Annotated in this window: 18 protein-coding genes; 5 read left to right on the top strand and 13 right to left on the bottom strand. The window is 65.8% G+C overall.

Annotation, left to right across the window (positions count from 1 at the left end; genetic code table 11):
* Position 1: 1 nt before the first annotated feature.
* The gene (locus ACFVYC_RS15370; RefSeq protein WP_387551727.1) at positions 2-1,285 is read right to left on the bottom strand and encodes a M20 family metallo-hydrolase; all 1,284 of its coding nucleotides are present in this window, start codon (positions 1,283-1,285) and stop codon (positions 2-4) included.
* Positions 1,286-1,588: 303 nt separating this feature from the next.
* Between ACFVYC_RS15370 and ACFVYC_RS15365 the strand changes: the two genes are divergently transcribed.
* Positions 1,589-2,962, top strand: a complete 1,374-nt coding sequence (locus tag ACFVYC_RS15365) for a protein kinase (RefSeq protein ID WP_387551724.1) — start codon at positions 1,589-1,591, stop codon at positions 2,960-2,962.
* A gap of 5 nt (positions 2,963-2,967) precedes the next feature.
* On the opposite strand, the gene ACFVYC_RS15360 is transcribed toward ACFVYC_RS15365, so the two are convergent.
* The 4 genes from ACFVYC_RS15360 to ACFVYC_RS15345 all read right to left on the bottom strand — a co-directional run bounded on the left by ACFVYC_RS15360 (position 2,968) and on the right by ACFVYC_RS15345 (position 7,800).
* The gene (locus ACFVYC_RS15360; RefSeq protein ID WP_387551722.1) at positions 2,968-4,014 is read right to left on the bottom strand and encodes a Gfo/Idh/MocA family oxidoreductase; all 1,047 of its coding nucleotides are present in this window, start codon (positions 4,012-4,014) and stop codon (positions 2,968-2,970) included.
* A gap of 95 nt (positions 4,015-4,109) precedes the next feature.
* Entirely contained in the window at positions 4,110-5,126 is a 1,017-nt protein-coding gene (locus ACFVYC_RS15355; protein WP_387551719.1) for a sugar phosphate isomerase/epimerase family protein, read from the bottom strand.
* A 17-nt stretch (positions 5,127-5,143) separates the two neighbouring features.
* Positions 5,144-6,586: a sugar porter family MFS transporter gene (locus ACFVYC_RS15350; protein ID WP_387551716.1), complete on the bottom strand. Its 1,443-nt coding sequence runs from the start codon at positions 6,584-6,586 to the stop codon at positions 5,144-5,146.
* Positions 6,587-6,603: 17 nt separating this feature from the next.
* Positions 6,604-7,800, bottom strand: coding sequence for a Gfo/Idh/MocA family protein (locus ACFVYC_RS15345; RefSeq protein WP_387551713.1), 1,197 nt, complete (start codon positions 7,798-7,800; stop codon positions 6,604-6,606).
* A gap of 157 nt (positions 7,801-7,957) precedes the next feature.
* On the opposite strand from ACFVYC_RS15345, the gene ACFVYC_RS15340 reads away from it, so the two are divergent.
* A complete protein-coding gene (locus ACFVYC_RS15340; RefSeq protein ID WP_387551710.1) occupies positions 7,958-8,977 on the top strand; it encodes a LacI family DNA-binding transcriptional regulator in 1,020 nt (339 codons plus the stop codon).
* Positions 8,978-9,049: 72 nt separating this feature from the next.
* Here the strand turns inward: ACFVYC_RS15340 and ACFVYC_RS15335 are convergent, their stop codons facing one another.
* The 4 genes from ACFVYC_RS15335 to ACFVYC_RS15320 all read right to left on the bottom strand — a co-directional run bounded on the left by ACFVYC_RS15335 (position 9,050) and on the right by ACFVYC_RS15320 (position 13,329).
* Entirely contained in the window at positions 9,050-9,997 is a 948-nt protein-coding gene (locus ACFVYC_RS15335; protein ID WP_387551707.1) for an ATP-binding cassette domain-containing protein, read from the bottom strand.
* A gap of 10 nt (positions 9,998-10,007) precedes the next feature.
* The gene (locus tag ACFVYC_RS15330) at positions 10,008-11,054 is read right to left on the bottom strand and encodes an ABC transporter permease (protein ID WP_387551704.1); all 1,047 of its coding nucleotides are present in this window, start codon (positions 11,052-11,054) and stop codon (positions 10,008-10,010) included.
* 66 nt (positions 11,055-11,120) lie between these two features.
* Positions 11,121-12,116, bottom strand: coding sequence for a substrate-binding domain-containing protein (locus tag ACFVYC_RS15325; protein ID WP_387551701.1), 996 nt, complete (start codon positions 12,114-12,116; stop codon positions 11,121-11,123).
* A gap of 154 nt (positions 12,117-12,270) precedes the next feature.
* Positions 12,271-13,329, bottom strand: a complete 1,059-nt coding sequence (locus ACFVYC_RS15320; RefSeq protein ID WP_387551698.1) for a Gfo/Idh/MocA family oxidoreductase — start codon at positions 13,327-13,329, stop codon at positions 12,271-12,273.
* 215 nt (positions 13,330-13,544) lie between these two features.
* Here ACFVYC_RS15320 and ACFVYC_RS15315 point away from each other — a divergent pair, with 215 nt between their 5' ends.
* Positions 13,545-13,925 carry a hypothetical protein gene (locus ACFVYC_RS15315; RefSeq protein WP_387551695.1) on the top strand — a complete coding sequence of 127 codons (381 nt, stop codon included), beginning with the start codon at positions 13,545-13,547 and terminating at the stop codon, positions 13,923-13,925.
* Positions 13,889-14,614: a cupin domain-containing protein gene (locus tag ACFVYC_RS15310; RefSeq protein WP_387551692.1), complete on the top strand. Its 726-nt coding sequence runs from the start codon at positions 13,889-13,891 to the stop codon at positions 14,612-14,614. The genes ACFVYC_RS15315 and ACFVYC_RS15310 overlap by 37 nt, the downstream gene beginning before the upstream one ends.
* Before the next feature lie 86 nt (positions 14,615-14,700).
* On the opposite strand, the gene ACFVYC_RS15305 is transcribed toward ACFVYC_RS15310, so the two are convergent.
* The 4 genes from ACFVYC_RS15305 to ACFVYC_RS15290 are packed head-to-tail and all read right to left on the bottom strand — an operon-like array spanning position 14,701 to position 19,456.
* Positions 14,701-15,942: a DUF3500 domain-containing protein gene (locus ACFVYC_RS15305; RefSeq protein ID WP_387551689.1), complete on the bottom strand. Its 1,242-nt coding sequence runs from the start codon at positions 15,940-15,942 to the stop codon at positions 14,701-14,703.
* Entirely contained in the window at positions 15,920-17,671 is a 1,752-nt protein-coding gene (locus ACFVYC_RS15300; protein ID WP_387551686.1) for an FAD-dependent monooxygenase, read from the bottom strand. Before ACFVYC_RS15300 ends, ACFVYC_RS15305 begins: the two co-directional genes overlap by 23 nt.
* Complete coding sequence (locus ACFVYC_RS15295) at positions 17,671-18,528, bottom strand: fumarylacetoacetate hydrolase family protein (RefSeq protein ID WP_387551683.1); 858 nt, start codon at positions 18,526-18,528, stop codon at positions 17,671-17,673. Before ACFVYC_RS15295 ends, ACFVYC_RS15300 begins: the two co-directional genes overlap by 1 nt.
* Positions 18,529-18,544: 16 nt before the next feature.
* Positions 18,545-19,456 (bottom strand): alpha/beta hydrolase fold domain-containing protein, encoded by a 912-nt coding sequence (locus ACFVYC_RS15290; RefSeq protein ID WP_387551680.1) that lies wholly within the window; start codon positions 19,454-19,456, stop codon positions 18,545-18,547.
* Between the two features lie 430 nt (positions 19,457-19,886).
* Here ACFVYC_RS15290 and ACFVYC_RS15285 point away from each other — a divergent pair, with 430 nt between their 5' ends.
* Positions 19,887-22,877, top strand: coding sequence for an S-layer homology domain-containing protein (locus ACFVYC_RS15285; protein ID WP_387551677.1), 2,991 nt, complete (start codon positions 19,887-19,889; stop codon positions 22,875-22,877).
* Positions 22,878-22,956 lie beyond the last annotated feature (79 nt).

Raw genomic sequence — 22,956 nt, 5'->3', positions numbered from 1 at the left:
TCTAGCGCGGGTCAAGCTCCCCAAAGCAGAGGCTACGGACGACGTCTGTGAGCACATGCAGCCCACTGACGATGTCCTGGTCGGTGGTGTACTCGTGCTCGTTGTGGGAAATGCCCTCCACCGACGGGACGAACAGCATCACCGTCGGAACGATGTCCTTCAGATTGGTGGAGTCGTGGCCAGCCAGCGTCTTGACACGCGTGTAGGTCAGGCCACGGTTCGCTACGATTTTTTCGGCGAGTGCCACTCCTTCCGGCTGGTAGGGCGTGACGGGCCAGCAGTGGGATCCGGTCTTGCGGATGTCCACGCGGGCTGCCTGTTGGATCTGCTCGATGCGCTCGTGGAGCATCCGGTCCGCCTCCTCGAGGAGCCCCCCGTCGGCGGACCTTAGGTCAAGGAGCAAGTTAACCAGCGAGGGCACGACGACGGGCGAGTTGGGATAGACGTCAAGCTGGCCTACCGAGGTGTGGACAGCGCCGGCGGGAAAGTGATCTGCGATCTCCCTCGCGGCGACCACAAGCATCGACGCACCAAGGAGGGCGTCCCGCCGGTCCGCGATGACCGTTGAGCCGGTGTGCGCCTGTTCGCCGAGGACCTCGAACTGGTACTTGTTGGCTGCCCAGTTGGAGTCGACGACGCCGATGGTGATGCCGTCGCGTTCCATGCTGCGGCCCTGTTGAATGTGGATTTCGGCGGCGTAGGCCGCCGTCGGCCCGGTGCCCCGGCCGAGCGAAGCGGTGGCTTCCAGCGCTTCCCGGACGGTGATGCCTGCCGGGTCGGTGATGGCGAGAACGTGCTCGGCCGTCATTTTTCCGGTGTAGACAGAGCTGCCCATCATCGACGGCTTGAAGCGGGCGCCTTCCTCGTTGAACCAGTTCACAACGGCCAGGTTGTACCGGGGAGTAGTCGCGCCGGCACGCCATTCCTCTGCCAGGCGGAAGGCGGCATGGGCGGCGGCGAGGACACCGTAGGCGCCGTCGTAGCGTCCGGCGGTCGGCTGGGAATCGAGGTGGGAGCCGACCAGAACGTACGGTGCACCGGGATTTAGTTCCAGCAGGCCAAACTGGTTGCCGACCTGGTCGAAGGACACGTCGAACCCTTTGTCCCGAAGCATGCCGGCCAGCCAGGCCCGCTGTTCCCCGTCCGCGGGTGAACCCGCCTGGCGCTCCACTCCCCCGCCGGGCGTGGCACCAAAAGCGCTAAGGGTGGCGAAGTCCTGCAGGAACACGGAGTCGGCTCCCGTGAATTTGGTGGGATCTGGTTCCGGCACGGCACCGTTGCTCATGATTGTCCTTCGGGCTCGATGAATGGTTCACACAATCGTCTCAAGACCACATCGCGCAGGCACTGGGACGGAACAACCAATCCAGCCGATTGCATTGTGAATCTGCACATCAGCCGGCGATTCCAGGGCCCGGGGGTGATGTCCTCAGCCGGTGCGCCTGACATGGAACTCGTTTACGATGTAGAGCGAACTGCTTCATCACTCCCACTCGGCCCGACGACGGTCTCCCGCCGCCCGCTGTGTCAGGGCAGCTGAGTAATTCTGCACGCCAGAAGGTGCAAGCAAGCGACGTGAGGAACGATGATGGCGGGATCGATACGGAGCGGTTACCTGCTGAGCGGGCGGTACCGGGTCGAGGAATTGATCGGCCTCGGAGCGCAGTCAAGCGTCTACCGTGCCGTGGATGAGTTGCTCCGCCGCGACGTTGCGGTGAAGGTGTTCCGCCAGCACCACGGGAACCTTGAGCAGGTCCGTCGGCAGGAGGCGGAGGTGCGCATCCTGGCGGGCATGAGCCACCCGGCGCTCGTCACCCTTTTCGACGCCGGGGCGGACCTGAGTGATCCGCAGGAACCGTGCAGTTACCTGGTGATGGAACTCGTCCGTGGCCCTGACCTGCGCCGCCGGGGCGCTTCGGGTCCGATGTCCGCTGCCCGCATCGCCCATATCGGGCATGACCTGGCCGATGGCTTGGCGTACATCCATCACCATGGCATCGTGCACCGGGACGTCAAGCCGGCGAATGTCCTGCTCGTCGAGGACGGCAACGGTGGGCACAGGCCCCGCGCCAAGCTCAGCGACTTTGGCGTCGCAATGCTGCTGGGCGAAGGACACGAAGTCATCGACAGCGGTTCATCCGGGACGCCGCACTACCTAAGCCCCGAACAGGCGGCCGGAGAGCCGGCAGGGCCGGCAAGCGATGTCTACTCACTGGGGCTCGTCCTCCTCGAAGGGCTGACCGGGGAAATCGCCTATCCAGGCGCTCCCATACAGTCAGCCCTGGCACGGTTGCTGCGTGATCCCCATATTCCGGCGGACATCGCCCCCAAATGGGTGGAGCTGCTGACCTTTATGCTGTCCCGCGACCCCGCCGCCCGGCCGGCGGCCCGCGAAGTGTCATTGTCGTTGCGGCAGGAAATCGCCACGAGTTCCGGCAGGCGGCGTACCGGGTCCCCGGACCCTGCCCAGGACGAGGAGGCCAGGATGCGGGCAGTCCACCGGTACCGCATCCTGGATACGCTCCCCGACGGGACGTTCGACCGTGTGGTCGCCGTCGCTGCCCGCATGTTTGCTGTTCCGGTCGCCATCGTCAGCATTGTGGACCACGACCGTATCTGGTTCAAGGCCCGGTACGGTACTGATGTTGAGCAGATCGGGAGGGACCCTGGACTCTGCGCCTCGGCAATCCTGCAGGACGAGGCATGGGTCGTGGAAAGCGCCGCCACGGATCCGCGCACCCTGGCGAATCCCCTGGTCGCAGGCGAAGCCGGCATGCAGTTCTACGCCGGTGTGCCGTTGCGCACCCCTGACGGCTACAACCTCGGGACGCTCTGCGTCCTGGACCACAAGCCAAGGGAATTCACGGTCCACGACACGGAAACGCTGGAGAACCTGGCCGCGATCGTGATGAATGACCTTGAGCTGCGGCTGCAGACAAGGCGGAGCCTCAGCCGGGACTGAAAGTACTAATACCTCGCGTCAGAATGAGGCGCGGGAAGCGTCAGAAACCGGTGGTCTGCTGGGGTCGGGACCCGCGTGCCGGCTGCTGCCGATTCAGCAGCGGCGAGGGCAAGGGCAAGCGCAGCGCGGCCATCATGCAAGGAGGCGATGGGCTTTTCCCCGCCCCGGGCAACGGAGACGAGGTGCTCGATCTCCTCGCGGTACGCCGCTTCGTAGCGGTCACCGTAGTGCGGGACAAAGGAGTCCCCGGCGTTGGTCCCGTCCCTGCAGGAGCCACGAACCAGCGTGCCGGTGGCGTTGGTGACCGCAAGTGTCCCCAAGGGCCCGGCTGCCTCCAGCCGCTGGTCGTAGCCTGACGCGTTGCTTCGTGAGTTCAGGATGGTCACCAGCGCACCGTTGGCCGCGGCGAGGGTCACCACGGCCCCGGACGCATCACCCAGGGCGGTCAGCTCCGGGTTGGTCTGCTGGATGGACGCCTGCACCGAGGCAAATTCCCCGGCCACCAGGAACCGGGCCATGTCCAGATCGTGGATCATCATGTCCCGGAACAGGCCACCAGAGCCTGGAACGTACTCCAAGGGTGGCGGGGCAGGGTCGCGGCTGATAATCAGCAGCTGTTCCACGTCGCCGATCTCACCGGCTAGAACCCGACGGCGGACGGCGGCAAAGGATGGGTCAAAGCGGCGGTTGAAGGCGACCACTACACGGTCAATGGAATCACCCACTGCCGCGATGCACCCGTCCACCCGTTCCAAATCGAGGTCCACGGGTTTCTCGACAAGCACGGCCTTGCCGCCGGCGACGGCCTGGACGATGTGTTCGGCGTGGAACCTGTTGGGCGACGCGATCACCACCGCGTCAATGTCCGGGCGCTCGAAGGCTTCATGGACATCCATGCTGGTGGAGCCGTACGCGGTGGCAAGGGCAGCCGCACCGGAACCGCCGGCAACCGCAGCCAGGCAGGCGCCGGGGCTGCGCGAGATGTTGCCCGCGTGGATCGTTGCCATTTTCCCGGACCCGATCACGGCGATCCGGACTTTTCGACTGCTCATCAAAGGCTTTCAAGTTGCTGTGCACTCACGCCGTGAAGGCAGCACAGCCCGGGGCGGCATCCCGGAAGATGCCGCCCCGGGCCAAGGGGGCAGGGTTAGTGGCTGACCAGCGAGGTCCGGAGCGCAGCGTCGGCATCGCGGAGGACCTTCGCGGCCACCTGCAGGCCCTCGATCCGGCCAAGTGACACATCCTCGTGCTCGATGTTCACCAGCATCTCCGGGTCCACCTCGTGCAGCGCCCGCAGGAACTCGGTCCAGTAGGCGGTGTCGTGGCCGCGGCCCAGGGCGACGAAGTCCCAGGCGGAGTTCTTGGGCCATTCGTTGGCCCACTCGTCGCCGCCGAGGTTGGTGCGGTTCTCATCAGGGGAAAGCCTGCGGAAGCTGTTGTCCAGCACGCCGTACAGCGCCGCGTTCTCCTTGTTGACCCGGACGTCCTTGGCTGCAGCCTGGAACACGAGCGGGCCAAGTTCGCGGACCACCGTCACCGGATCCATCTGCTGCCAGAACAGGTGCGACGCGTCCAGCTCCACACCAACATGGGTGGCGCCGGTCAGCTCAACCAGCTTGCGGACGTCGGCGGAATTGAACACCAGGTTCTGCGGGTGCAGTTCCAGGGCCACCTTGACGTCCAGCTCCCGGGCCAGCCCGTCAATTTCCTTCCAGAACTTCGCAGCGATCTCCCACTGGTAGTCCAGGACGTCCAGCGCAGCGGAGTTCCAGGCGTTGACGATCCAGTTGGGAACAGTCGCTCCGGGCTCACCGCCCGGCAGGCCGGACATGGTGACCACACGGTTCTGGCCCAAGCGGTGCGCCAGGCGGATCGCCCTGCGGATATCCTCCGCGTGCTTCTCACCGATTTCACGGTTGGGATGCAGCGGGTTGCCGTTGCAGTTCAGGCCGGCAATGGCAACCCCGGTGCCCTCGAAGGTCGCCAGGTACTCGTCCCGGGCTGCGTCGCTCTGCAGGATCTCGTCGATGTTGGGGACATGGACCGGCGGCAGGAAGCCACCGGTGTTGATCTCGATGCCGGTCAGGCCCAGGTTGGCGATGACCTGGAGGGCCTCGGGCAGGGGGCGGTCGTGCAGGATTGCGTTGTAGACGCCGAGTTTCATGTTGACTCCTTAGGAAATTAGGTGGTTTGAGCGGGTTCTGCTGTGCTGCCCTCGCGGATCAGCGCTTCGTTGCAGCCGTTTTTGAATTCCTCTTCAAGCTCTTCAAGGGATTTACCCTTGGTCTCCGGCATGTAGGCCTTGAGGAAAACCAGCCCGGCGATGCCCAGCACCACAAAGATGAAGAACGTCCCAGAGATGCCAATCATGCTGACCAGCACCGGGAAGAAGAGCCCGATGAGGAAGTTGATGATCCAGAGGGCGAACACGCACACACCCATCCCGGCGCCGCGGAGCGTCAGCGGGAACACCTCCGAGAGCATCAGCCACGTCACCGGGCCAATGGAGCCCTGCATGAAGGCGAGGAACGTAGTCATCAGCGCCAGGAACAGCACCGCACGCAGCATGCCCGGTTCCGTCACCAGGGAAACGATGCCGATCAGGAACAGCGACGAGGCTGTGCCCGCCAGTCCGACGAAGAGCATGGGCCTGCGCCGGACCCTGCCGAGCAGCGCCATGCCGGTGATGGCCGCCGCGACGGACACTGCACCGTTGGCGATGGTCGCCCACAGCGCCCCCGTGGTGCCGAAGCCTGCTTCGGAAAGGATGGAGGTGCTGTAGTACATGATGGCGTTGACTCCGCTGATCTGTTGGATCACCGCAACACCCAGCCCCACGATCAGGATCCGTTTGGTCCAGGAGTGCGCGAGCAGCTCCCGCCACCCGCCCTTGCTGGACTCGTAGTCCTCACGCGCCATGCGGATGACATCGTCGAATTCCCGGTGCAGCTCGTTCTCCGGCCGGACCCGGCGCAGCACATCAAACGCCTCTTCGCTGCGTCCCCCGGCTGCCAGCCAGCGGGGCGATTCTGGCAGCACCAGCGTGCCGAACCAGAGCACGACGGCGGGCAGCGTGGCAAGTGCCACCATCCACCGCCAGATGTGGTCGTCTCCAAAGAACGTCCCCAGCAGGGCGTTCGACACGTAGGCGATCAGCTGGCCGGAGACGATCATCACCTCGTTCTGCGTGACGATCCGTCCCCTGTCCTTGCTGGACGCCATCTCGGCCAGGTACACGGGCACCGTCACTGACGCGCCGCCCACGCACAACCCCAGGAGGAACCTGGCCACCACCAGAAGTTCAGTGGTGGGCGCAGCGGCGGCGGCCGCCGTCGTGATAAAAAACGCGACGGCGAGCCAGCGGATGGTGCGTCGCCGGCCGTTCCGGTCCGAGAGGCGTCCGGTGTACATGGCACCGAAGGCCGCACCAAGCAGAAGCGCTGACGTGACCAGGCCTTCCTGCAGCGGGTTCAGCGCCAGGTCGTCCCGCATGAACGGCAGTGCGCCGTTGATGACGCCGGTGTCGTAGCCGAAGAGCAGGCCGCCGAACGTGGAGAAGAACGCGATCTTCCGCATGAACTTCCGCGGGGCCGCCGCCTCGGATGTTGTTGCCCGGGCTGTCATCCGTTCACCACCGGCGCTTACGCGAACGCCGGCTGCGGGATGGCGACGCTGCGCCCGCCCAGCTGCGCGGATTCGGTGACGGCCGCAAGGATCTCCATGTTGCGGACGCCTTCTTCGAACGTGGCGCAGCGCGGCAGGGACTGCGTGGCGGGCAGGCCGGCCACCTCTTCGAGGAAGGCGCGGGCCTGGTAGCCGAAGGCGTCGTTCTGGCCGAAGCCCACGCTGGGGGCGTCCATGGCCAGGCCGCCGGCGATGTAGGGGTGTTCCGGCCCAAGGACCACCTGGCGGTAGCCGTTCCGGGCCGAGGCGCCTTCGTTGAGGAACAGGCCGATTTCGGCCGGGCGGCGCTGGTCGAAGAGTGCGGCGCCGTTCTCGCAGAAGACCTCGAACGTGAGGGTGTTGGCGTGCCCGGCAGCAACGCGGGAAACGGCAAGGCTGCCGACGCCGGTGGCGAACTCCGCGGAGAAGGCGGCAACGTCGTCGTTTTCGACGGGTTCAAAGACGTTGCTGACGGCGGAATGGTCGTGGCCCATGACGGCGCCCAGGGGCAGCGGGCGCTGCGGGATGACTGTGCTCAACTGCCCGCCGCTTACGGACTGGATGTCACCGCAGAGGAATTCTGCCACGTAGGCGAGGTGGCTTCCGACGTCGGCCAGCGCGCCGCTGCCGGCACCGCCCTTGTAGCGCCAGCTCATAGGTGCTTCGGGGCTGCAGCCGTAGTCGGTCCAGTAGCGGCCGCTGAAGTGGAGGACCTTGCCCAGGGTGCCGGACTGGATGAGGTCGCGGATGTAGGCAATGCCGGGGGTGCGCCGGAAGGTAAAGCCGATGCGCCCCAGGGACGTGGCGTTGCGGGCAGCCTCGGCCATGGCACGGGCATCTTCCATGGTGTCGCTGAGGGGCTTCTCACACAGGACGTGCTTTCCTGCGGCCAGGAGGCCTTCGACAACTTCGCGGTGGAGCTTGTTGGCAATGACCACGCTGACCACGTCGATGTCCTCCGCCTCGGCAATGGCCTGCCAGGAGCTGTCGTGCCGCTCGTAGCCAAACCGCCGGGCTGCGGCAGAACCGAACTCAGCGTTGACGTCGCCGATGGAGACGAGGCGGATCTCCGGCAGGTCCGGGGAGTAGAGGGTGGAAGCTGTCCGGTAGGCCGCTGCGTGCGCCTTGCCCGCCATGCCGGCGCCGATTACTGCGACGCCCAGGGACTTGCTCATGTGTTTCTCCTTTGAAAACCTGCCCGAACCCTGCTGATCGGGTACCGGGATGTGCCGGGAAGTTGTACGCTGTTTGGAGCGCTCCATAAAACTGTAAGGACCACACTTTGTCCTGTCAATCCCTTTTGGCAACGACTTGGAATGGGATGATTGCACGGTGAAAGCTTCAACGGATCCCGGATCTGCCCGGCCAACGATCTACGACGTGGCGAACCGCGCCGGTGTCTCCAAATCCCTGGTTTCGCTGGTCCTGCGCGGCTCTCCGAATGTCAGCGGGGCACGGCGCGAAGCGGTGCAGACGGCCATCGATGAACTGGGCTACCGGCCAAGCCGCGCTGCGAGCGCGCTGGCCGCGAACCGCACGCAAAGCATTGGCCTGCTGATCGACGACTTCCACAACCCCTGGTTCGTGGAATTCCTCCGCGGCCTCCGCTCCGTGCTGGATTCGGCGGGGTGGAATGTCTCCGTGGCGGACCTCCAGCTTGAGGCGCTCTCCGGACGCAATCCCTTGGACGGCTTCCTGGCCATGCACGTGGACGGGCTGATCATCGCCGCTGAGCCGCACACTGCGCCTCCACTGCGCCACCTGGATGTCCCCTTTGTGGTGGCAGGCGTCCGCGAGCTCGACGCCGGCCCGGCAGATGTGGTGGCCAGCGACGAGGTACGCGGCGCGGGGCTTGCTGTGGAGCACCTGGTGCAGCTCGGTCACCGCCGCATCGCCCACATCACCGGGTTGGGTGGATCCGCCAAGGCGCGGCGGGAGGGCTACCTGCGTGCTGTCTCGACGGCGGGGCTGCCGCCCCTGCTGGCGGGCGAGGCCGGGGGCACCACCGAGGAGGCCGGCTACGCCGCCACACGGGAACTGTTGAGCCGTGACCATGGCGTGACTGCCGTCTTCGCCGCCAATGACACTATGGCGCTGGGCGCCCTCGCCGCACTCAAGGAGCAGGGGTTGCGGACCCCTGAGGATGTCTCGGTGGTGGGGTACGACAACACGGCATTGGCCGAATCCCGCTATCTGGACCTGACCTCCATTGACAGCCACAACGCCTCGATCGGTGCCGAAGCGGCCCGGGCGCTGCTCGGCCGCATCGCGGAGCCGAAAGGCCCGCACCGGCAGCTGCTGCTGGCGCCGTCCCTCATAGCGCGGGGTTCGACGGCGGCTCCCGCTTCCTGACCGGGCGTTGCCGCACACGCCGCAACCCGCCGTCGTGCTGGCGACGGCGGGCACGGAGCGGCGGCGACGGGATCAACGCCCGGTTTGGCCGGTGACAGAGGCTGTTTCGGCCTTTACTTCCGCCAGGACCTCGCGGTGGCCGCCCAGGGACTCGAGCTCGTGGGCAAGCTCGGCCAGTTCGGCTCCACCGGCCATCTGGGCGGTGAGCTCCTCGAGCGTGATGTCCTTCTTGTCGTAGTAGCCGATGGAGCGGCCGCGCTTGAGGAGCAGGAAGCGGTCCCCCACCGGGAACGCGTGGTGCGGGTTGTGGGTAATGAAAATGACGCCCAGGCCGCGGTCGCGGGCCTGCAGGATGTAACGCAGCACCACGCCCGACTGCTTCACGCCCAGGGCCGCCGTCGGCTCGTCCAGGATCAGCACCTTGGCGCCGAAGTAGACGGCCCGGGCGATGGCTACGCACTGGCGCTCACCGCCGGAGAGCTGCCCGATGGGCTGCTCCACGTCGCGCAGGTCGATGCCCATGTCCGCTAGTTCCTTCTTGGTGATCTCCTTCATTCTCGGGACGTCCATGCGCCGGAACGGACCTGAGCCAGTGGTCAGTTCGGAGCCCAGGAAGAAGTTGCGCCAGATGGGCATGAGGGAGACGACCGCGAGGTCCTGGTACACGGCTGCGATGCCGGCATCGAGCGCCTCGCGCGGGGAACCGAGCTTGCGTTCCTCGCCCATGATGGAGAAGACACCCTCGTCGTGCTGGTGCAGGCCGGCGATGATCTTGATCAGCGTCGATTTGCCGGCGCCGTTGTCGCCCAGGACGCAGGTGACACGGCCGTTGTCCACGGCCATGGTCACATCATGCAGCGCGATGATGTTGCCGTAGTGTTTGCCCACGGCATCGAGCTTGAGCAGATGCACCGCCCGGTCCGTCAGCGGGTCGGTCTCCCCCTTGAGCAGGGTCTCATTGGTGATGCGCGCCCGCTTGCCGGTGGCCTTAGCGGTGGTGTGGTTGGTTTCGGCGGTCATGGTCCTACTCCTACTTCAGGTCCGCGCGGCGTTTGACGATGAGGTTCACAATGGTGGCCAGCAGCAGCATCAGGCCCAGGAAGAACTTGAACCAGTCAGGGTTCCACTGAGCGTAGACGATGCCCTTGTTGGCCATGCCGAAGATGAACGCCCCGATCGCCCCGCCCACCGCCGAGCCGTAGCCGCCGGTCAACAGGCACCCGCCGATCACCGCGGCGATGATGTAGAGGAACTCGTTGCCGATTCCCTCACCGGACTGGACGGCGTCGAACGCGAACAGGTTGTGCATGCCCAGCACCCAGCCGCAGAACCCCACGGCCATAAAGAGACCGATCTTGGTTTTGGTCACGGGGACCCCCACGGCGCGGGCAGAGTTGGCGTCGCCGCCCACCGCGAAGATCCAGTTGCCCACCTTGGTGCGCATGAGGATCCAGGTGGCCACGGCCACCATGGCGATCCAAAAGAACACCGTCACCTTGATTTCGACGCCGGCCAGGGTCACCGAAGAGGCGAAGATGGCGCGTGCGGAGTCGAAACCGTCCATGTCTGCGATGGACGGGGAGGAAACCCCGCCGCCGATGGCCCGGGTGAGGGCAAGGTTGAGGCCGGTGAGCATAAGGAACGTGGCCAGGGTGACGATGAAGCTGGGCAGTTTGGTTTTGACCAGTATCCAGCCGTTGATGAAGCCGATGGCAAGGGACATCACCAGAGCCAGGGCCACCCCCACCCAGACGTTGACGGAGAAGTACCAGGAGAAGAGCGACGCCGTCAGGGCTGAGCTGATAACGGCCACACCCGTAGAAAGGTCGAACTCTCCCCCGATCATCAGGAGGGAAACGCCCACTGCCATGATGCCGATGGTCGAGGCGCCGTATAGCACCGTGGCGAAGGCGTTGGGCTGCAGGAATGTGCTGGAGACCAGGGAAAAGAAAACGAAGAGGACCACGGCGCCCACCAGGGCGCCTACCTCGGGCCGGCCGAGGAGCTTCTGGAACGGATTGCGCCGCCCCACCCGTTCGTCGAGGACCGGGGGTACTGCCAGTGCTGTCTGTGTCATCGGAATACTCCTTGTTGGTCAGGGCTGCGGCTGCAGGGCAGAGTGTGCAGCCCTTGTCCAGGGTGGCTAGCGGATACCCGCGTCGGCGAACTTCTTGACGTCGGCCACGTTGTCCTTGTCCACGATGGTGGGACCGGTCAGCACCGGCTGGCCGCCGCCGATGAGGAAGCCGCCACGCTTGAACTGCCACAGGGCGTCGACGGAACCGTACCCCTGCAGCCACGGCTGCTGGTCCACGGTGAACAGCAGCGAACCGTCTTCGATCTTTGCCGCGAGTTCCTTGTTGAGGTCGAAGCTGGCTACCTTCGCCTGGCTGCCGGTTTCCGCGACGGATGTCAGCAGCGTCAGCGTGATGGGGGCGCCGAGGCCAATAATGACGTCGGCGTCCCGGGAGGCCTGGAGTTTGGCGGTGGCCGTGGAGGCGACAGCCGTCATATCGGAACCGGTGACATACAGGACTTCAGTTCCGGGGACCTTGGCCTTCACACCGTCACAGCGGTTTTCCAGGCCTACGTGGCCCTGGACCTGGATGACGCAAATGGGGCGCTTATAGCCCTGGTCTGCCAGCTTCTGGCCCACGGCCTCACCGGCCAGCTTGTCGTTCGAGCCGAAGTGCGTGAACGCACCCAACTGCTTGGAGACGGTCTCTCCGGCGTTCAGGCTGACCACCGGAATGCCGGCATCGGTGGCCTTCTTGATGGCATCCTTGAGAGCTTCAGGGGTCGCCAGCGTTACTGCGATGCCGTCCACCTTCTGGTTGATGGCCTGCTCGATCAGCTGCGACTGGCGGCCTGCTTCGGGATCGTTGAGGTACTGAAGCTCAACATTGTCCTTTGCCGCAGCCTCCTCGGCTCCCTTTCGGACAATGTCCCAGAACGTGTCCCCGGCCGGGGCGTGCGTGATTAAAGCCACTTTCATGCGGTCGGTGGTGGCCACCTGGCCTGCCGAACCGGCTCCGGCGGTGTCGGTGGACCTGCCACCTTCACTTGAGCAGGCCGTCAGGGCCAGCATGGGGATTGCGGCGGCGGCAACGGCGGCGCGGCGCCAGGCAAACTTCTTCACTCGTGATCTCCTTCGATCATCTGACTCGTAAACTCGCGCCGGGCGGGGCGGGAATGGAGCCCGCAACCCGGGAGCGTGACGCACCCCACATTTGGAGCGCTCCAGAAAAGCATAAAAAGGACGACTTTGTCCTGTCAATAGATCGCGGAAACGTTTAAGGCTCGGTGATGACTTCTGTGGTGCCCTCCCGTGCGCTCTTCCGGGCGGCATCCAGTACTACGAGGGTTCGGATGGCCTCCCCGGCAGGCACAGGCGCCGGCCCGCCGTCACGGATGGCGCCAGCGAATGCCGTGTAAAGATCGTGCCATCGCCCCTGCGCTGAAGGGATGTGCTTCCGGCCGGCAGCGGTGGACAGGGTTCCCCAGTGCTCCGGGGCCTCGTAGCCCCATTCATCCGGCGTGGCTGCGGGCCGCAATCCCGAAAGAACAGCCCCCGCCTGTACGTCCATGGCCAGGGAGAGGTAGCTCCCCTTGCTGCCATAGGCACGGATTTCCCTGGCCTCGGCGTGGTTGGCTTTGCTTGCTTCTGCGTAGGACCGGACACCGCTGGCATGGAGGAGGTCGAGGGTGAAGCCGGCGTCGGCGGGGCCGGAATCCGTCTCCACCCAGTCAAGGTGCGCAGTGACCGAGCGCACCGGACCCAACAGCCAGATCAGCTGGTCCACCAGGTGGCTGCCGATATCCAGCAGCATCCCGTCCGCTTCGCCGGCCTTAACGGAGCCGGGATTGTCCTGGTCCATACGCGAATGGACACGCCAGATGTCCCCCAGCCGGCCCTCGGAAACCACTCCCGCCAGGGTCTGGGCATCCGCGTCCCAGCGCCTGTTGTGGTAGGCGCTGAGGACAACGCCCGCCTTCTCCGCTGCGGCGCCGAGGTCCCGTGCCACGGCCGCCGAAGGGGCGAATGGCTTGTCCACCATGACGTGCAGGCCGGCAGCAATCGCCTCAAACGCCAGTTCCGGGTGCGTTTGAGGCGGCGTGGTGATGGTGACTGCGTCAACTCCGGATGCGATCAGTTCCTTTAGCGTCTGAAACACCGGGACGCCGGGCCAGTCCGCGGCCACCGAAGCGGCGCGTGACGGCGAGCGCGTGACCACTCCACCCAGGGCCAGCCCCTGCGCCGCCTCGATGAACGGGGTGTGGAAGTTCCGGCCCCCTGTGCCGTAACCCACTACGCCAATACGAAGATCGCCCACTGCCAGCCTTTCGCTCATCCAAATGGCGCTCTTGACTTGGAGCGCTCCAACCTAACCTGACGATAATGCATGCGTATCGCAGCCGCCAGGTTGGCGGCGTCACCCCGTACCCTTCCGGCAACCGCAGCACACTCGGCTTTCACCCATTGAAATTCCGGGTCGTGACCCATACCCAAGCGCGTCATGATGGGAGTCACATTCCGGCCCCGCCGGACGACTGGAAAGAAGGAACAATGTCCCTCAGCGTGGAGGAAATGAACCAGCAACTGCCGGCGGCCAACACCCTGCCCGGCGAAGCTGTCCCCTATTACATGGCGTCAGGCGAAGGCGCACGCTACGAGATCAACGGCCAGCTGGTCACCGTCATCGCCCGCGCGGCGGACACCGGCGGAATCTTCAGCGCGGCCTACATCTCCGGCGGCCTGGGCGCGGAATCACCGTTCGTCAGCCACAACGTCGAGCACAAAACCCTTTACATCTTCGACGGCATCCTCCACGTCTGGCTGCCTGCGAAAGCCGCATCCTCACCCCCGGAGACTCCGTGGTCATTCCGCCCAACACACCCCACGCCTACCGCATGGCCAGCCATTACACGCGGTTCCTCAACTGGATGACGCCCGGCGGGGCGGAGGCCTATTACGAGCGCGTCGGAACGCCCGTCGACTCCCACGTCCCGCCAGTGCGCGCAGGCCGCACCGCCAGCCTCCAAGAGCAGGCGGCAGTGGGTGCCGAGTTCGGTATCACCTTCCCGGACGTTGAGCGCGTGGAGCCCTCCTTCAAGCACGACGCCGGCCTGCCGCCCACGCTGAGCCCCTACTTCCTCAGCGCCCACGAGGGCGAGCGCCTGGCCAGCTACCAGACCATGTTCACGTACCTGTCCCGGCCTGCCAACACCGGCTCGAACTACTTCGCCGTGCACACCAAGGGCGCCAAGACGCCCTACATCCCGCTGCACTTCCACGAGCAGCACACGGAGAACTTCCTGGTCACCGAGGGCAGGATGTGGCTGTACGCCAACGGCCGGGAAATGCTGCTGACCAAGGGCGACTTCGTCCACGCCCCGGCGGGAACCATCCACTCCTTCGCCCTGGATTCGCACAACACCCAGATGCTGGGCTTCCTGACGCCGTCGGTGTTCAACGGCTTCTTCGAGTACTTCAACAAGCCCACCGAGGACTACATGTACACCGAAGGCGGCCAGCCCTACATGGACATGGAAGGCTTCGCCCGCGCCCAGGCAGAGATGGACCTGACCGTGGTGGGCCCGCCGCCGCAGCGCCGGATCGCGTTGGAGATCTCCTAGCGTTCCATGGCAAACGAAATGGCCCGGACCTCCGAAAGGAAGTCCGGGCCATCGCTTTGTGCAGCGTCCAGTCGCCAGCGTTGATCTTAGCCGCCGGCGAGCGCCTGTTTGACCAGTTCGCGGCCGTAGTCGTTGCCGTTGGGCGTGCGGACCACGGTGTGCATGTGGAACGGGGCCGGTTCGTCGTTGCTGAGGAAAACCCCTGTGTGGTGGTCCAGTTCCAGCACCACCACCGGGCTCTGCAGCCGGAAGTAGAACGCTTCCTGTCCCTCCCAGCCGCCGATCCAGCTGAAGAAGCTCTCGCCGTAGTGTTCCTGGATCTCCCGGCCCCGGCCAGCCCTCGGCCCGTCCGGCAGGTACGCGATAAAGTCGTCCACCAGTGCGTCCAGGACTGCGCGGGCCTTTGCCGGCAGGTCGGCAACACGGATGCCCTCGTAAGGGATCACCCGGTTGTCCTGGAAGCACCCGCCCAGATGCCGCTCGTCCCCGGAATGGAGCCTGCCTTCGGGCATCGCGGGGTCCACCATTGATTCATACACGGTGGCCTCGGCGCGCAACGCAGCAGGCAGCGCCCCCATCAGCTCGCGGGCCAAGGCAATGCGCTCCTTGAACACCGCCACGCCCGCGTAAGGACCGGCGTCGATAACGTCCGGCTCGGCGCCCATAAACACCGGCGAGATCACCAGCCGGGTACCGGCCACCAGGCAGTTGAGCGCCGCGTGGTGGCCGAACAGCTGCCACCCCCACGGCTCCGTCTCGGAAGGCTCCCCGTACAAAGCGAAGTTGTAGCTGAACTCGTTCATCAGCAGCGGCAGCTCCACCAGATCGCCGAGGAAGCCATTGATCCGCATAAGGTTGCGGACCAGTTCAAAACCGGCGGGACTGAGGGATGCCTCCACCACCGCGAACACTGCGTCGCGCGCAGGCCCGTCCAGCTCGTCGAGGCGGAGACCGGTGTCGTGCTGCATAAACTCCGGGTTTGCCCAGCTCTGCCACTCTGGAGCATCCACGGCGTAACTCAGCCGGGAGGCCTGCTCGAGGGTCAACCTATCGAGGAGCTTGCGGGCCGCCGCAACCATCTCTGGAGCGGGGGCCTCCTCCCCCGCATGCGCCGGAAGGAGCGGATACAGCCCGGGGCGGAGGACGCCGTCGTTCGTGATGCCTGTGAACGGCTGCGGATACAGCTTCTTCCAGCCTTCGATCATTGGCCCGGCGAATGAGTCCTTGGTGGCCGCCTCGGCGTACTCCCGGGCGTTCAGGCCGCGGATCTCCGCCACGCGCGGGTGGTCAGGGGCAAAAAGATAATTACGGAACGACGACGCTGACACGGGCCTTGCCTTCCTGCTCAGTGTGCTGGTTCTGCTGTTGATTGTGCTCAGCCGGGCGCCAACCCGCGGCCACGGCCAACGCGGCAGCGGCCGCCTCCGCCGAGGACCCGCGCCAGGCAACGTGTTGGTCCGGGCGGACCAGGACTGCGTCGGCACCCCACAGCTCGCAGGGTGCAGTCCCGTCGTCGAAAGGCCCGACGGCGGCGATCACCACCGGGATGCCCTTCCGGTCCGCCGCAACGGCCACAGACGCAAAGGCCTCGGCGGCAGGCGTGCCCGCGAGCGCTGCCGAATCAACAAGCAAGGTGAAGCCCTTGCCCAAAAGGTCGTAGACCGAGGCTGTTTCATCAAGCCACGCGTGCGGAAGCAGGGCCCCCGGGCTGGCCGACGGCACGTACACAATGGGGTCCTCCACCGGAGCCTGCGACCCGTCCGGGACCACCACCGGCGAGTCCCCGTAGGCGTATCCCAGGACCAGGCCGAGGGAATCGAACTCGCTCTGCTTCACCGCGAGTGCTTCGCGGGCCGTTTCCCGGGCTGCCGCGCCGCCAGCACCGGAGGCCAGGAGCGCGGGGTCGGCGAAGTGGTAGGCGAGAGCCTTGCCGTTGGTGGCCGCATCGCTGATGGTCCGGGCCGCGACCGGGCGGCGCTCCGCCCAGTAGCTGTCCAGCAGGTCCGCACCGGCCCAGCCGGTGAGCACCGCGGCCAGCTTCCAGGCAAGGTTGGCGGCGTCCCCCACACAGGTGTTGAAGCCGTGCCCGCCCCACGGCGGGTTCAGGTGCGCGGCGTCGCCCACCAGGAACACGCCCCCGCGGCGGTACTCCGGGGACAGCAGCATGCGCGCCGTCCACGGATCGGTGGCGAGGACCTCGATGTCGACGTCGGTGCCCACCAGCGAGCGGACCATCCAGCCGGCCGTGGTGGTATCCACTGTCTCCTGCGGATCGATGCCCTGGATGATGGCCCACCAGGTGCCGTCGAGGTCCATTGGCCCCACCATCCCGGACGTATCCGCGCCCACCACCCAGTACTGCACCGCCGGGTCCAGTGCCACTGCTGCGGCGAGCCCCTCGGACCGGAACAGGATGCTCATGTTGGACAGCGCCGCGGAGCCGCCTTCGAGGCGGACGCCCAGGCTGCGGCGGACGGCGGACGAACCGCCGTCGGCTCCGATCACAAACTCTGCGGCGATGGTGTGCCGGCTGCCGGAAGGACCGGAAACCATGACCGTGCAGCCGGCCCCTGAATCCTCAATGGTCTCCACGCTCCAGCCGGTCACCATCGTCGCCACAGGCGACGCGGCGACGGCGGCGCGCAGCACTTCCTCGAGCACGGGCTGCGGCACCTGCTGGCCGCACTCCGGCTGCGGGCCGTAGCGGCCGGACACCAGCTGGAAGGCGTTCCGGAAGCGGCGCAGTTCGTGGGCTCCCGGACCGGTGAGGCCGGTGCAGAAGCTGACGTCCTGCGAGTAATCCACCGGAAGCGGCGAGGCGGCACGCAGTGCATCCGCCAGGCCCAGCCGGCGGAGGTGGGTCATGGTGCGGGCGTTGGTGGTCTTGGCGCGGGGCCGGGCGTGGTCCACGGAATCCCGCGGCTCCACCACCAGGCTCGGCACGCCGCGGGAGGCCAGGTCCAGCGCCAGGAAAAGGCCGCTGGGTCCGCCGCCGGAGATCAGGACCTGCGTCTCGGAGGGCAGCTTACCCGGGGAGGCGAAGCGATGGGTGACCATCAGGCACGGCTCCGCAGGGACAGTCCGCCCACCGGGGTGGTCAGGGTGCCGAGCTTGTCGATTTCCACCTCGACGGTGTCGCCCGGCTGCAGGAGCCACTGCGGTGTGCGGGCGTAGCCCACGCCTTCGGGGGTGCCGGTGGCGATGACGTCTCCCGGGTGGAGCGTCAGGGTCTGGCTGATCAGGGAGATGATGGCCGGGACGGAGAAGATCATGTCCCGCGTGTTGCCGTTCTGGACTTCCGCGCCGTTGACCCGGGTCCGCATCTGCAGGCCGTCCCGGAGATCGCCCACTTCGTCCCGGCTGACCAAGGGTCCCAGGGGGCCGGTGAAGTCGCCGTTTTTGCCCAGCGTCCACTGCGTGGTGAGCTTCTGGGCGCGGCGGGCGGTGATGTCGTTGAAGGTGGAATAGCCGAAGACGGATTCGGCGGCCTCGGCCTCGTCAGCCGATTCCACGCGCCGGCCGATGTAGGCGGCCACTTCGCCTTCCCAGTCCAGCCCGTCCTCCCCGGACGGTACGGGTACCGGTACGTTGCCCACCGAGAGCGAGGCCGTCCAGCGCCCAAACAACGTGGGGTACGCGGGCAGGTCCTGGTCCTTGTAGCTGCCTTCGGCAACGTGCGCCTTGTAGTTCAGCCCCACGCAGATCACGCGGGCGGAGGCGGGGACCAGCGGCACCTCGGTGACAGAACCGCGCTCAAGCGAGGTGCCGGCGTCGGCCGTTAGCGTGGCTGCCTTGTCCTGCCAGCCGGAAGGATCGGTCCAGAATTCCGCGACCGGTGCGAGCGGGAAGAGGTGCGGGTCCACGAGGGCTGCGGCCCAGGGTTCGCCTTGGTGGGTGATGCCAACAAACTGCATGGGAGGGCCTTTCAGATCAGGGTTTTTGTGCCTGGCGGCGGAAAAAGTCGATGGTAGCGTCAGCGGCTTTTGCAGCGGCGGCAGGGTCCTGCCCGGGCAGCTGCCACATGTGGTCGGCGCCCTCAATCAGCAAAAGTTCGACGTCGGTGCCCGCGGCTTCCAGCGCCGCGGCCAGCGTGGCGGATTGGGCCGGCGGGACAAAGCGGTCCGCGGTGCCGTGGGCCAGGAAGAAGGGCGGGGCGTGCGGTCCCGCGTAGGTCAGTGGGCTGGCGGCCGCTGCCTTTTCCGGCGCATCAGCAGGCTGGGCGCCGAGAAGGAGCGCCTCCCGCGAGCCGGCGTCGTCAGCGGTCGCGACGGCGTCAGGCAGCGCTTGTTCCCCCATGCGGACAAGGTCGGTGGGCGGGTACCAGGCGGCCACGGCTGCAACGGTGTCGCTGACGTCTGCATACCCGCGTGCCTCGCCGCGGAACACTGCGGACCCTGCCGTCAGTCCCACCAGACCGGCCAGATGCCCGTCTGCGGAGTCCCCCCACGCGTAGATCCTGTCCGGATCCACGTCGTAGTGGGCGGCATGTGCCCGGAGCCAGCGGACCGCAGCTTTGGCGTCCAGCAGCTGCGCAGGAAAGTGCGCCACGGAGCTCAGCCGGTAATCGGCAGAAGCCACCACAAAGCCGGCGTCCACCAGCCGCTCGATCGGGCTCACGCCAAGGGAGTCCACCTGCGGGCCAAGGGATGAGCGGCCGCCCACTCGCCAGCCACCTCCATGGAAGTGGACCACGGCCGGCAACGCCTTGGACTGCTTCAGGGCCGCGGACTGCTGTGTCCCAGACTGCTGCTGCGGGGCGGGGAGGTAGAGGTCAAGCAGCAGCGGGACCGAGCCCTCGGGGTGGGCAAATTCGATGCCCTTCAGAACCCGCCCTGCCGTCATCGCTGACTCCATGTCCTACCGCGCCGTTTCGTTCATGCGCCGGGCCACCGATGTGGACCGCGTCACTACTCAACCTTCGCCCACAGGAAGTCCCCCGCGCGTGGCTCGTTTCACTGAATGAAACAGCATCGGAGCGTCAGCAAGCTGAGCAGGCGAGCGTCTTCAATGTCGGGGATCTCGCGGCCACCCTGCCTAAGGAAAGGGGACGAACAAGTGCCGGCCAGCTTTCGCCGGAAAGACGGTGGAGTCAAGAACCCCTCTATGCCACCACAGTTTTTCCCAAGTTCGCGCCGCAATGCTTTGTAAAGCGGTTCCCGATCGGGTTCCGCAAAACTCACATGAGGGGTAGGTACCAAGAGTGCCAAGCAAAGGTCTCCCCCCGATCACCGGGGGAATAATGAATTGGTCGGGAAGAAGGCGAATGGCCGCCATGGCAGCCGCAAGCGCTGTCTGCCTGACTCTGGTGGCAGCGCCATCAACAGGAACAGCGGCCGTGCCGGGGGACGCAAGCCTCGCCGCCGTCGGCCCGATCGACAACGCCAACGGCTACCCGTTCTGGTACCAGGATCATGGGCTGGATTCCGGCCTTGAGCCCCTTCGGCTGGAGCTTTGCCTCGAAGCCGCCATGTGCGGTGCTGAAATCCCGGACCCGACCGCCGACATCAAGCTTCCGGAGAATTACCCGGATGAGGGCTTCTGGTGGGCTGCGGAGGCTTCCATCGACCGTGCCGTCGGCAAGAGGGCCATCCTGGTCATGGCCCAGGAGGCCGCATTTGGCGACGCCGGCAGCGTCGCAGTGGGCAAGCAGGTTGCCTTCTCCCGGCAAAGGGTCCGCGTGGATGGCCTTGTGCCGGGCGCCACCTACAAGGTGACCGGTCCGTACGGGGTAACCGAATTCGTGGCGGACGCTGACGGCGAGATCAATGACACCCAGGACATCGGCTGCCTCACAGCTCCCTGCGGCTTCGATCTGGCAATGACGGGCCATATCGGCCCGTTCCTGCGGTGGACCGACTGGGAAAACAATCCGTCCCTCAAGCGCACGGACCCGGTGGACGGCAGCATCAACCAGTACGTCGGGGATCCGGCCATCGAACACACGGTCGAGGGAAGCCCGGACAACACCAATTTCTTCCGGATCGAGGGCCCCAGCGTCGGCGGCCCCGGAATCGACATGGTGGAACAGGACCTGTTCTCGGTGACGGGCAAGGTCGCCGAACTGAAGGCCACGATTGACAAGCCGTCCGACCTGTTTGGCACCGCTACCGACGTCAACATCCAGTCCTCCTTCCCCGCTGAAACGGACATCGTTTACAGCACCGACCCCGATGTTGTCCCTGCCGTGGACGCCGAGGGCAATGTCACCGCCGGCGAATTGCACTCGAGCGATGGCACAGCAGATTCAACCCTTACGGTCCAGATTCCTGGCCCGGCACTCGACCCCCTTACCGGCCTGCCCGGCAGCACCGTCCAGCAGACCACCCTGCGTTACCTGGCAGTTGACCGGAACACCGGGACGGCGAGCCCGCTGTACACCCAGGAATACACCGTTGACACGTCCCTGCCCGTGGTGTCGGCCGCCAACCTCGGCCCCGCCGGCACCTCCCCGGAAACCGGCCCCTTCCTGCAGGGACCGCAGGAAATTGAACTGACCGCCCACACGGGCTCAGATCCCGAAGCAACCTCGCGCATCTACTACACCCTTGACGGCACCCGCCCCGCCCTGGACGCTGACGGTCAGCCCACCGGCTCCACCCTGGAGTACGACGAGCCGTTCCTTCTCACCCGCAGCACCATCGTCAACGCGGTAGCCGTAAATGATGACGGCACGAAGGGCCCGAACCTCAACAACAGCTACAAGGTTCACCACCTCAAGGCCATTGGGCCCGTCGGCCGGCACGGCTTCCCGGAATGGGTGGAAGACTTCGGCGTCCCTGCTGCCGATGATCCGAACGCCGCTCCTGTTCCCGCAAGGCTCGCACTGTGCCTCGACGACCCGAACTGCGCACTGGAAGTACCGTTCGACACCCAGCGGGCATCATTCCCCGACAACTTCCCGGATGAATCCTTCTGGTGGGCAGCTGACGCGGAGATTCCTGTCGGCGCTGACGGCAGGGCCCGCCTGGTGCTCGCACTGGAAGCAGCATTTGCCCAGGGCGCGGTGGCTCCCGGCGACCAGATCGCCTTCGGACGTACCCGCTACAGCATGCGGGGCCTGACTCCGGACGTGACCTACCGCATCACCCATCCGTACGGCGTCGATGTCATGACAGCTGACACGGCCGGTGACATCCGATACACCAACGACATCGGTTGCATGGACAGCGGATGCTCCTTCACCAATCTCTTCGAGTCCGGCATCGGACCGTTCCTGAAGCAGGAAGGCGCTCCGGAAGGATACCTGGGCGACGGCGCAACGGAGGCACCTGTCACCGGAAGCCCGTTCGACACCAACTTCTTCCGGTTGGAGGCCCTCTCGGCCAACGGCGAAGCCACCCTGGTGGGCGAAACGCGCAACTTCTCGATCGTCGGCCGCCTGGCATCCACTCCCGTGCCGCTGCCGGCCGAAGCGCCCGCAGCTGCCGCAGCACCGGTAATCAATGCAGCAGCAGCCCGCATCGGTGAGGCCACGGTTCAGCTCGCAGCCCCCGCCGATGGTGGCTCGCCCATCACCGGCTTCGTGGTCCGCGCCATCGATCCCGCCGGCAACCAGATCGGCGCGCTGACAACCGCTGATGCAACAGCCACCAGCGTCCTTGTCACCGGACTGAGGAGGGACGTCGACACCCGCTTCCAGGTGGCCGCTGTCAACGCCGTGGGAACCGGCAGCTTCTCGCCTGCCTCCGCTACGCTGCCCGCCCTGTCTGACCCCTTCTCCGACGTACAGCGCAACGCGCAGTTCTTCACGGAAATCAGCTGGCTGGCGGATCGGAAGATCACCACGGGGTACCCGGGTGGAGCATTCCAGCCGATGACGTCGGTCAGCCGGGCCGCCATGGCAGCCTTCCTGTACCGGTCCGCGGGATCGCCGGACGTTGAACTCCCGGCAACGTCTCCCTACACGGACGTTCCCGTCAACCACCAGTTCTTCAAGGAGATTATCTGGTTGAAGGACAGTGAAATCACTACGGGCATGACGGCCACCACGTTCGCACCGGAAACGGCCGTCAACCGTAAGGACATGGCTGCCTTCCTCTACAGGTTCAGCGGCTCCCCCGAGTACACGGAACCGGCCACTTCCGACTTCACCGATGTGCCCAATGGCTATCAGTTCTACAAGGAAGTCATGTGGCTCAAGGCAACCGGCATCACCACCGGTTTCACGGCCACGTCCTACGCACCCTTCATGGATGTCAACCGCAAGGACATGGCAGCCTTCCTCTACCGCTTCGACCGCCTCGCTGAAGGAAACGAGAGCTGATCCAGGCTCAGTAATTCGCAGAAAACCGGAACCCCGGCACTGATTCCAAGTGCCGGGGTTCCGGTTTTCTGCGGTATGC

The organism is Pseudarthrobacter sp. NPDC058329 (assembly GCF_042879835.1).
GTDB lineage: Bacteria > Actinomycetota > Actinomycetes > Actinomycetales > Micrococcaceae > Arthrobacter.
Note: the sequence above shows the minus strand (reverse complement) of the source record. Positions and strands in the feature narration are given on the sequence as shown.

Excerpts from the sequence above, each read along its gene's own strand:
- ACFVYC_RS15320 (WP_387551698.1), bottom strand. The coding sequence starts at position 13,329 with ATGAGCGAAAGGCTGGCAGTGGGCGATCTTCGTATTGGCGTAGTGGGT.
- ACFVYC_RS15330 (WP_387551704.1), bottom strand. The coding sequence starts at position 11,054 with ATGACACAGACAGCACTGGCAGTACCCCCGGTCCTCGACGAACGGGTG.
- ACFVYC_RS15335 (WP_387551707.1), bottom strand. The coding sequence starts at position 9,997 with ATGACCGCCGAAACCAACCACACCACCGCTAAGGCCACCGGCAAGCGG.
- ACFVYC_RS15365 (WP_387551724.1), top strand. The coding sequence starts at position 1,589 with ATGGCGGGATCGATACGGAGCGGTTACCTGCTGAGCGGGCGGTACCGG.
- ACFVYC_RS15300 (WP_387551686.1), bottom strand. The coding sequence starts at position 17,671 with ATGGTCACCCATCGCTTCGCCTCCCCGGGTAAGCTGCCCTCCGAGACG.
- ACFVYC_RS15370 (WP_387551727.1), bottom strand. The coding sequence starts at position 1,285 with ATGAGCAACGGTGCCGTGCCGGAACCAGATCCCACCAAATTCACGGGA.
- ACFVYC_RS15350 (WP_387551716.1), bottom strand. The coding sequence starts at position 6,586 with ATGACAGCCCGGGCAACAACATCCGAGGCGGCGGCCCCGCGGAAGTTC.
- ACFVYC_RS15360 (WP_387551722.1), bottom strand. The coding sequence starts at position 4,014 with ATGAGCAGTCGAAAAGTCCGGATCGCCGTGATCGGGTCCGGGAAAATG.
- ACFVYC_RS15355 (WP_387551719.1), bottom strand. The coding sequence starts at position 5,126 with ATGAAACTCGGCGTCTACAACGCAATCCTGCACGACCGCCCCCTGCCC.
- ACFVYC_RS15345 (WP_387551713.1), bottom strand. The coding sequence starts at position 7,800 with ATGAGCAAGTCCCTGGGCGTCGCAGTAATCGGCGCCGGCATGGCGGGC.
- ACFVYC_RS15285 (WP_387551677.1), top strand. The coding sequence starts at position 19,887 with ATGGCAGCCGCAAGCGCTGTCTGCCTGACTCTGGTGGCAGCGCCATCA.
- ACFVYC_RS15295 (WP_387551683.1), bottom strand. The coding sequence starts at position 18,528 with ATGCAGTTTGTTGGCATCACCCACCAAGGCGAACCCTGGGCCGCAGCC.
- ACFVYC_RS15290 (WP_387551680.1), bottom strand. The coding sequence starts at position 19,456 with ATGACGGCAGGGCGGGTTCTGAAGGGCATCGAATTTGCCCACCCCGAG.
- ACFVYC_RS15310 (WP_387551692.1), top strand. The coding sequence starts at position 13,889 with ATGGCCAGCCATTACACGCGGTTCCTCAACTGGATGACGCCCGGCGGG.
- ACFVYC_RS15315 (WP_387551695.1), top strand. The coding sequence starts at position 13,545 with ATGTCCCTCAGCGTGGAGGAAATGAACCAGCAACTGCCGGCGGCCAAC.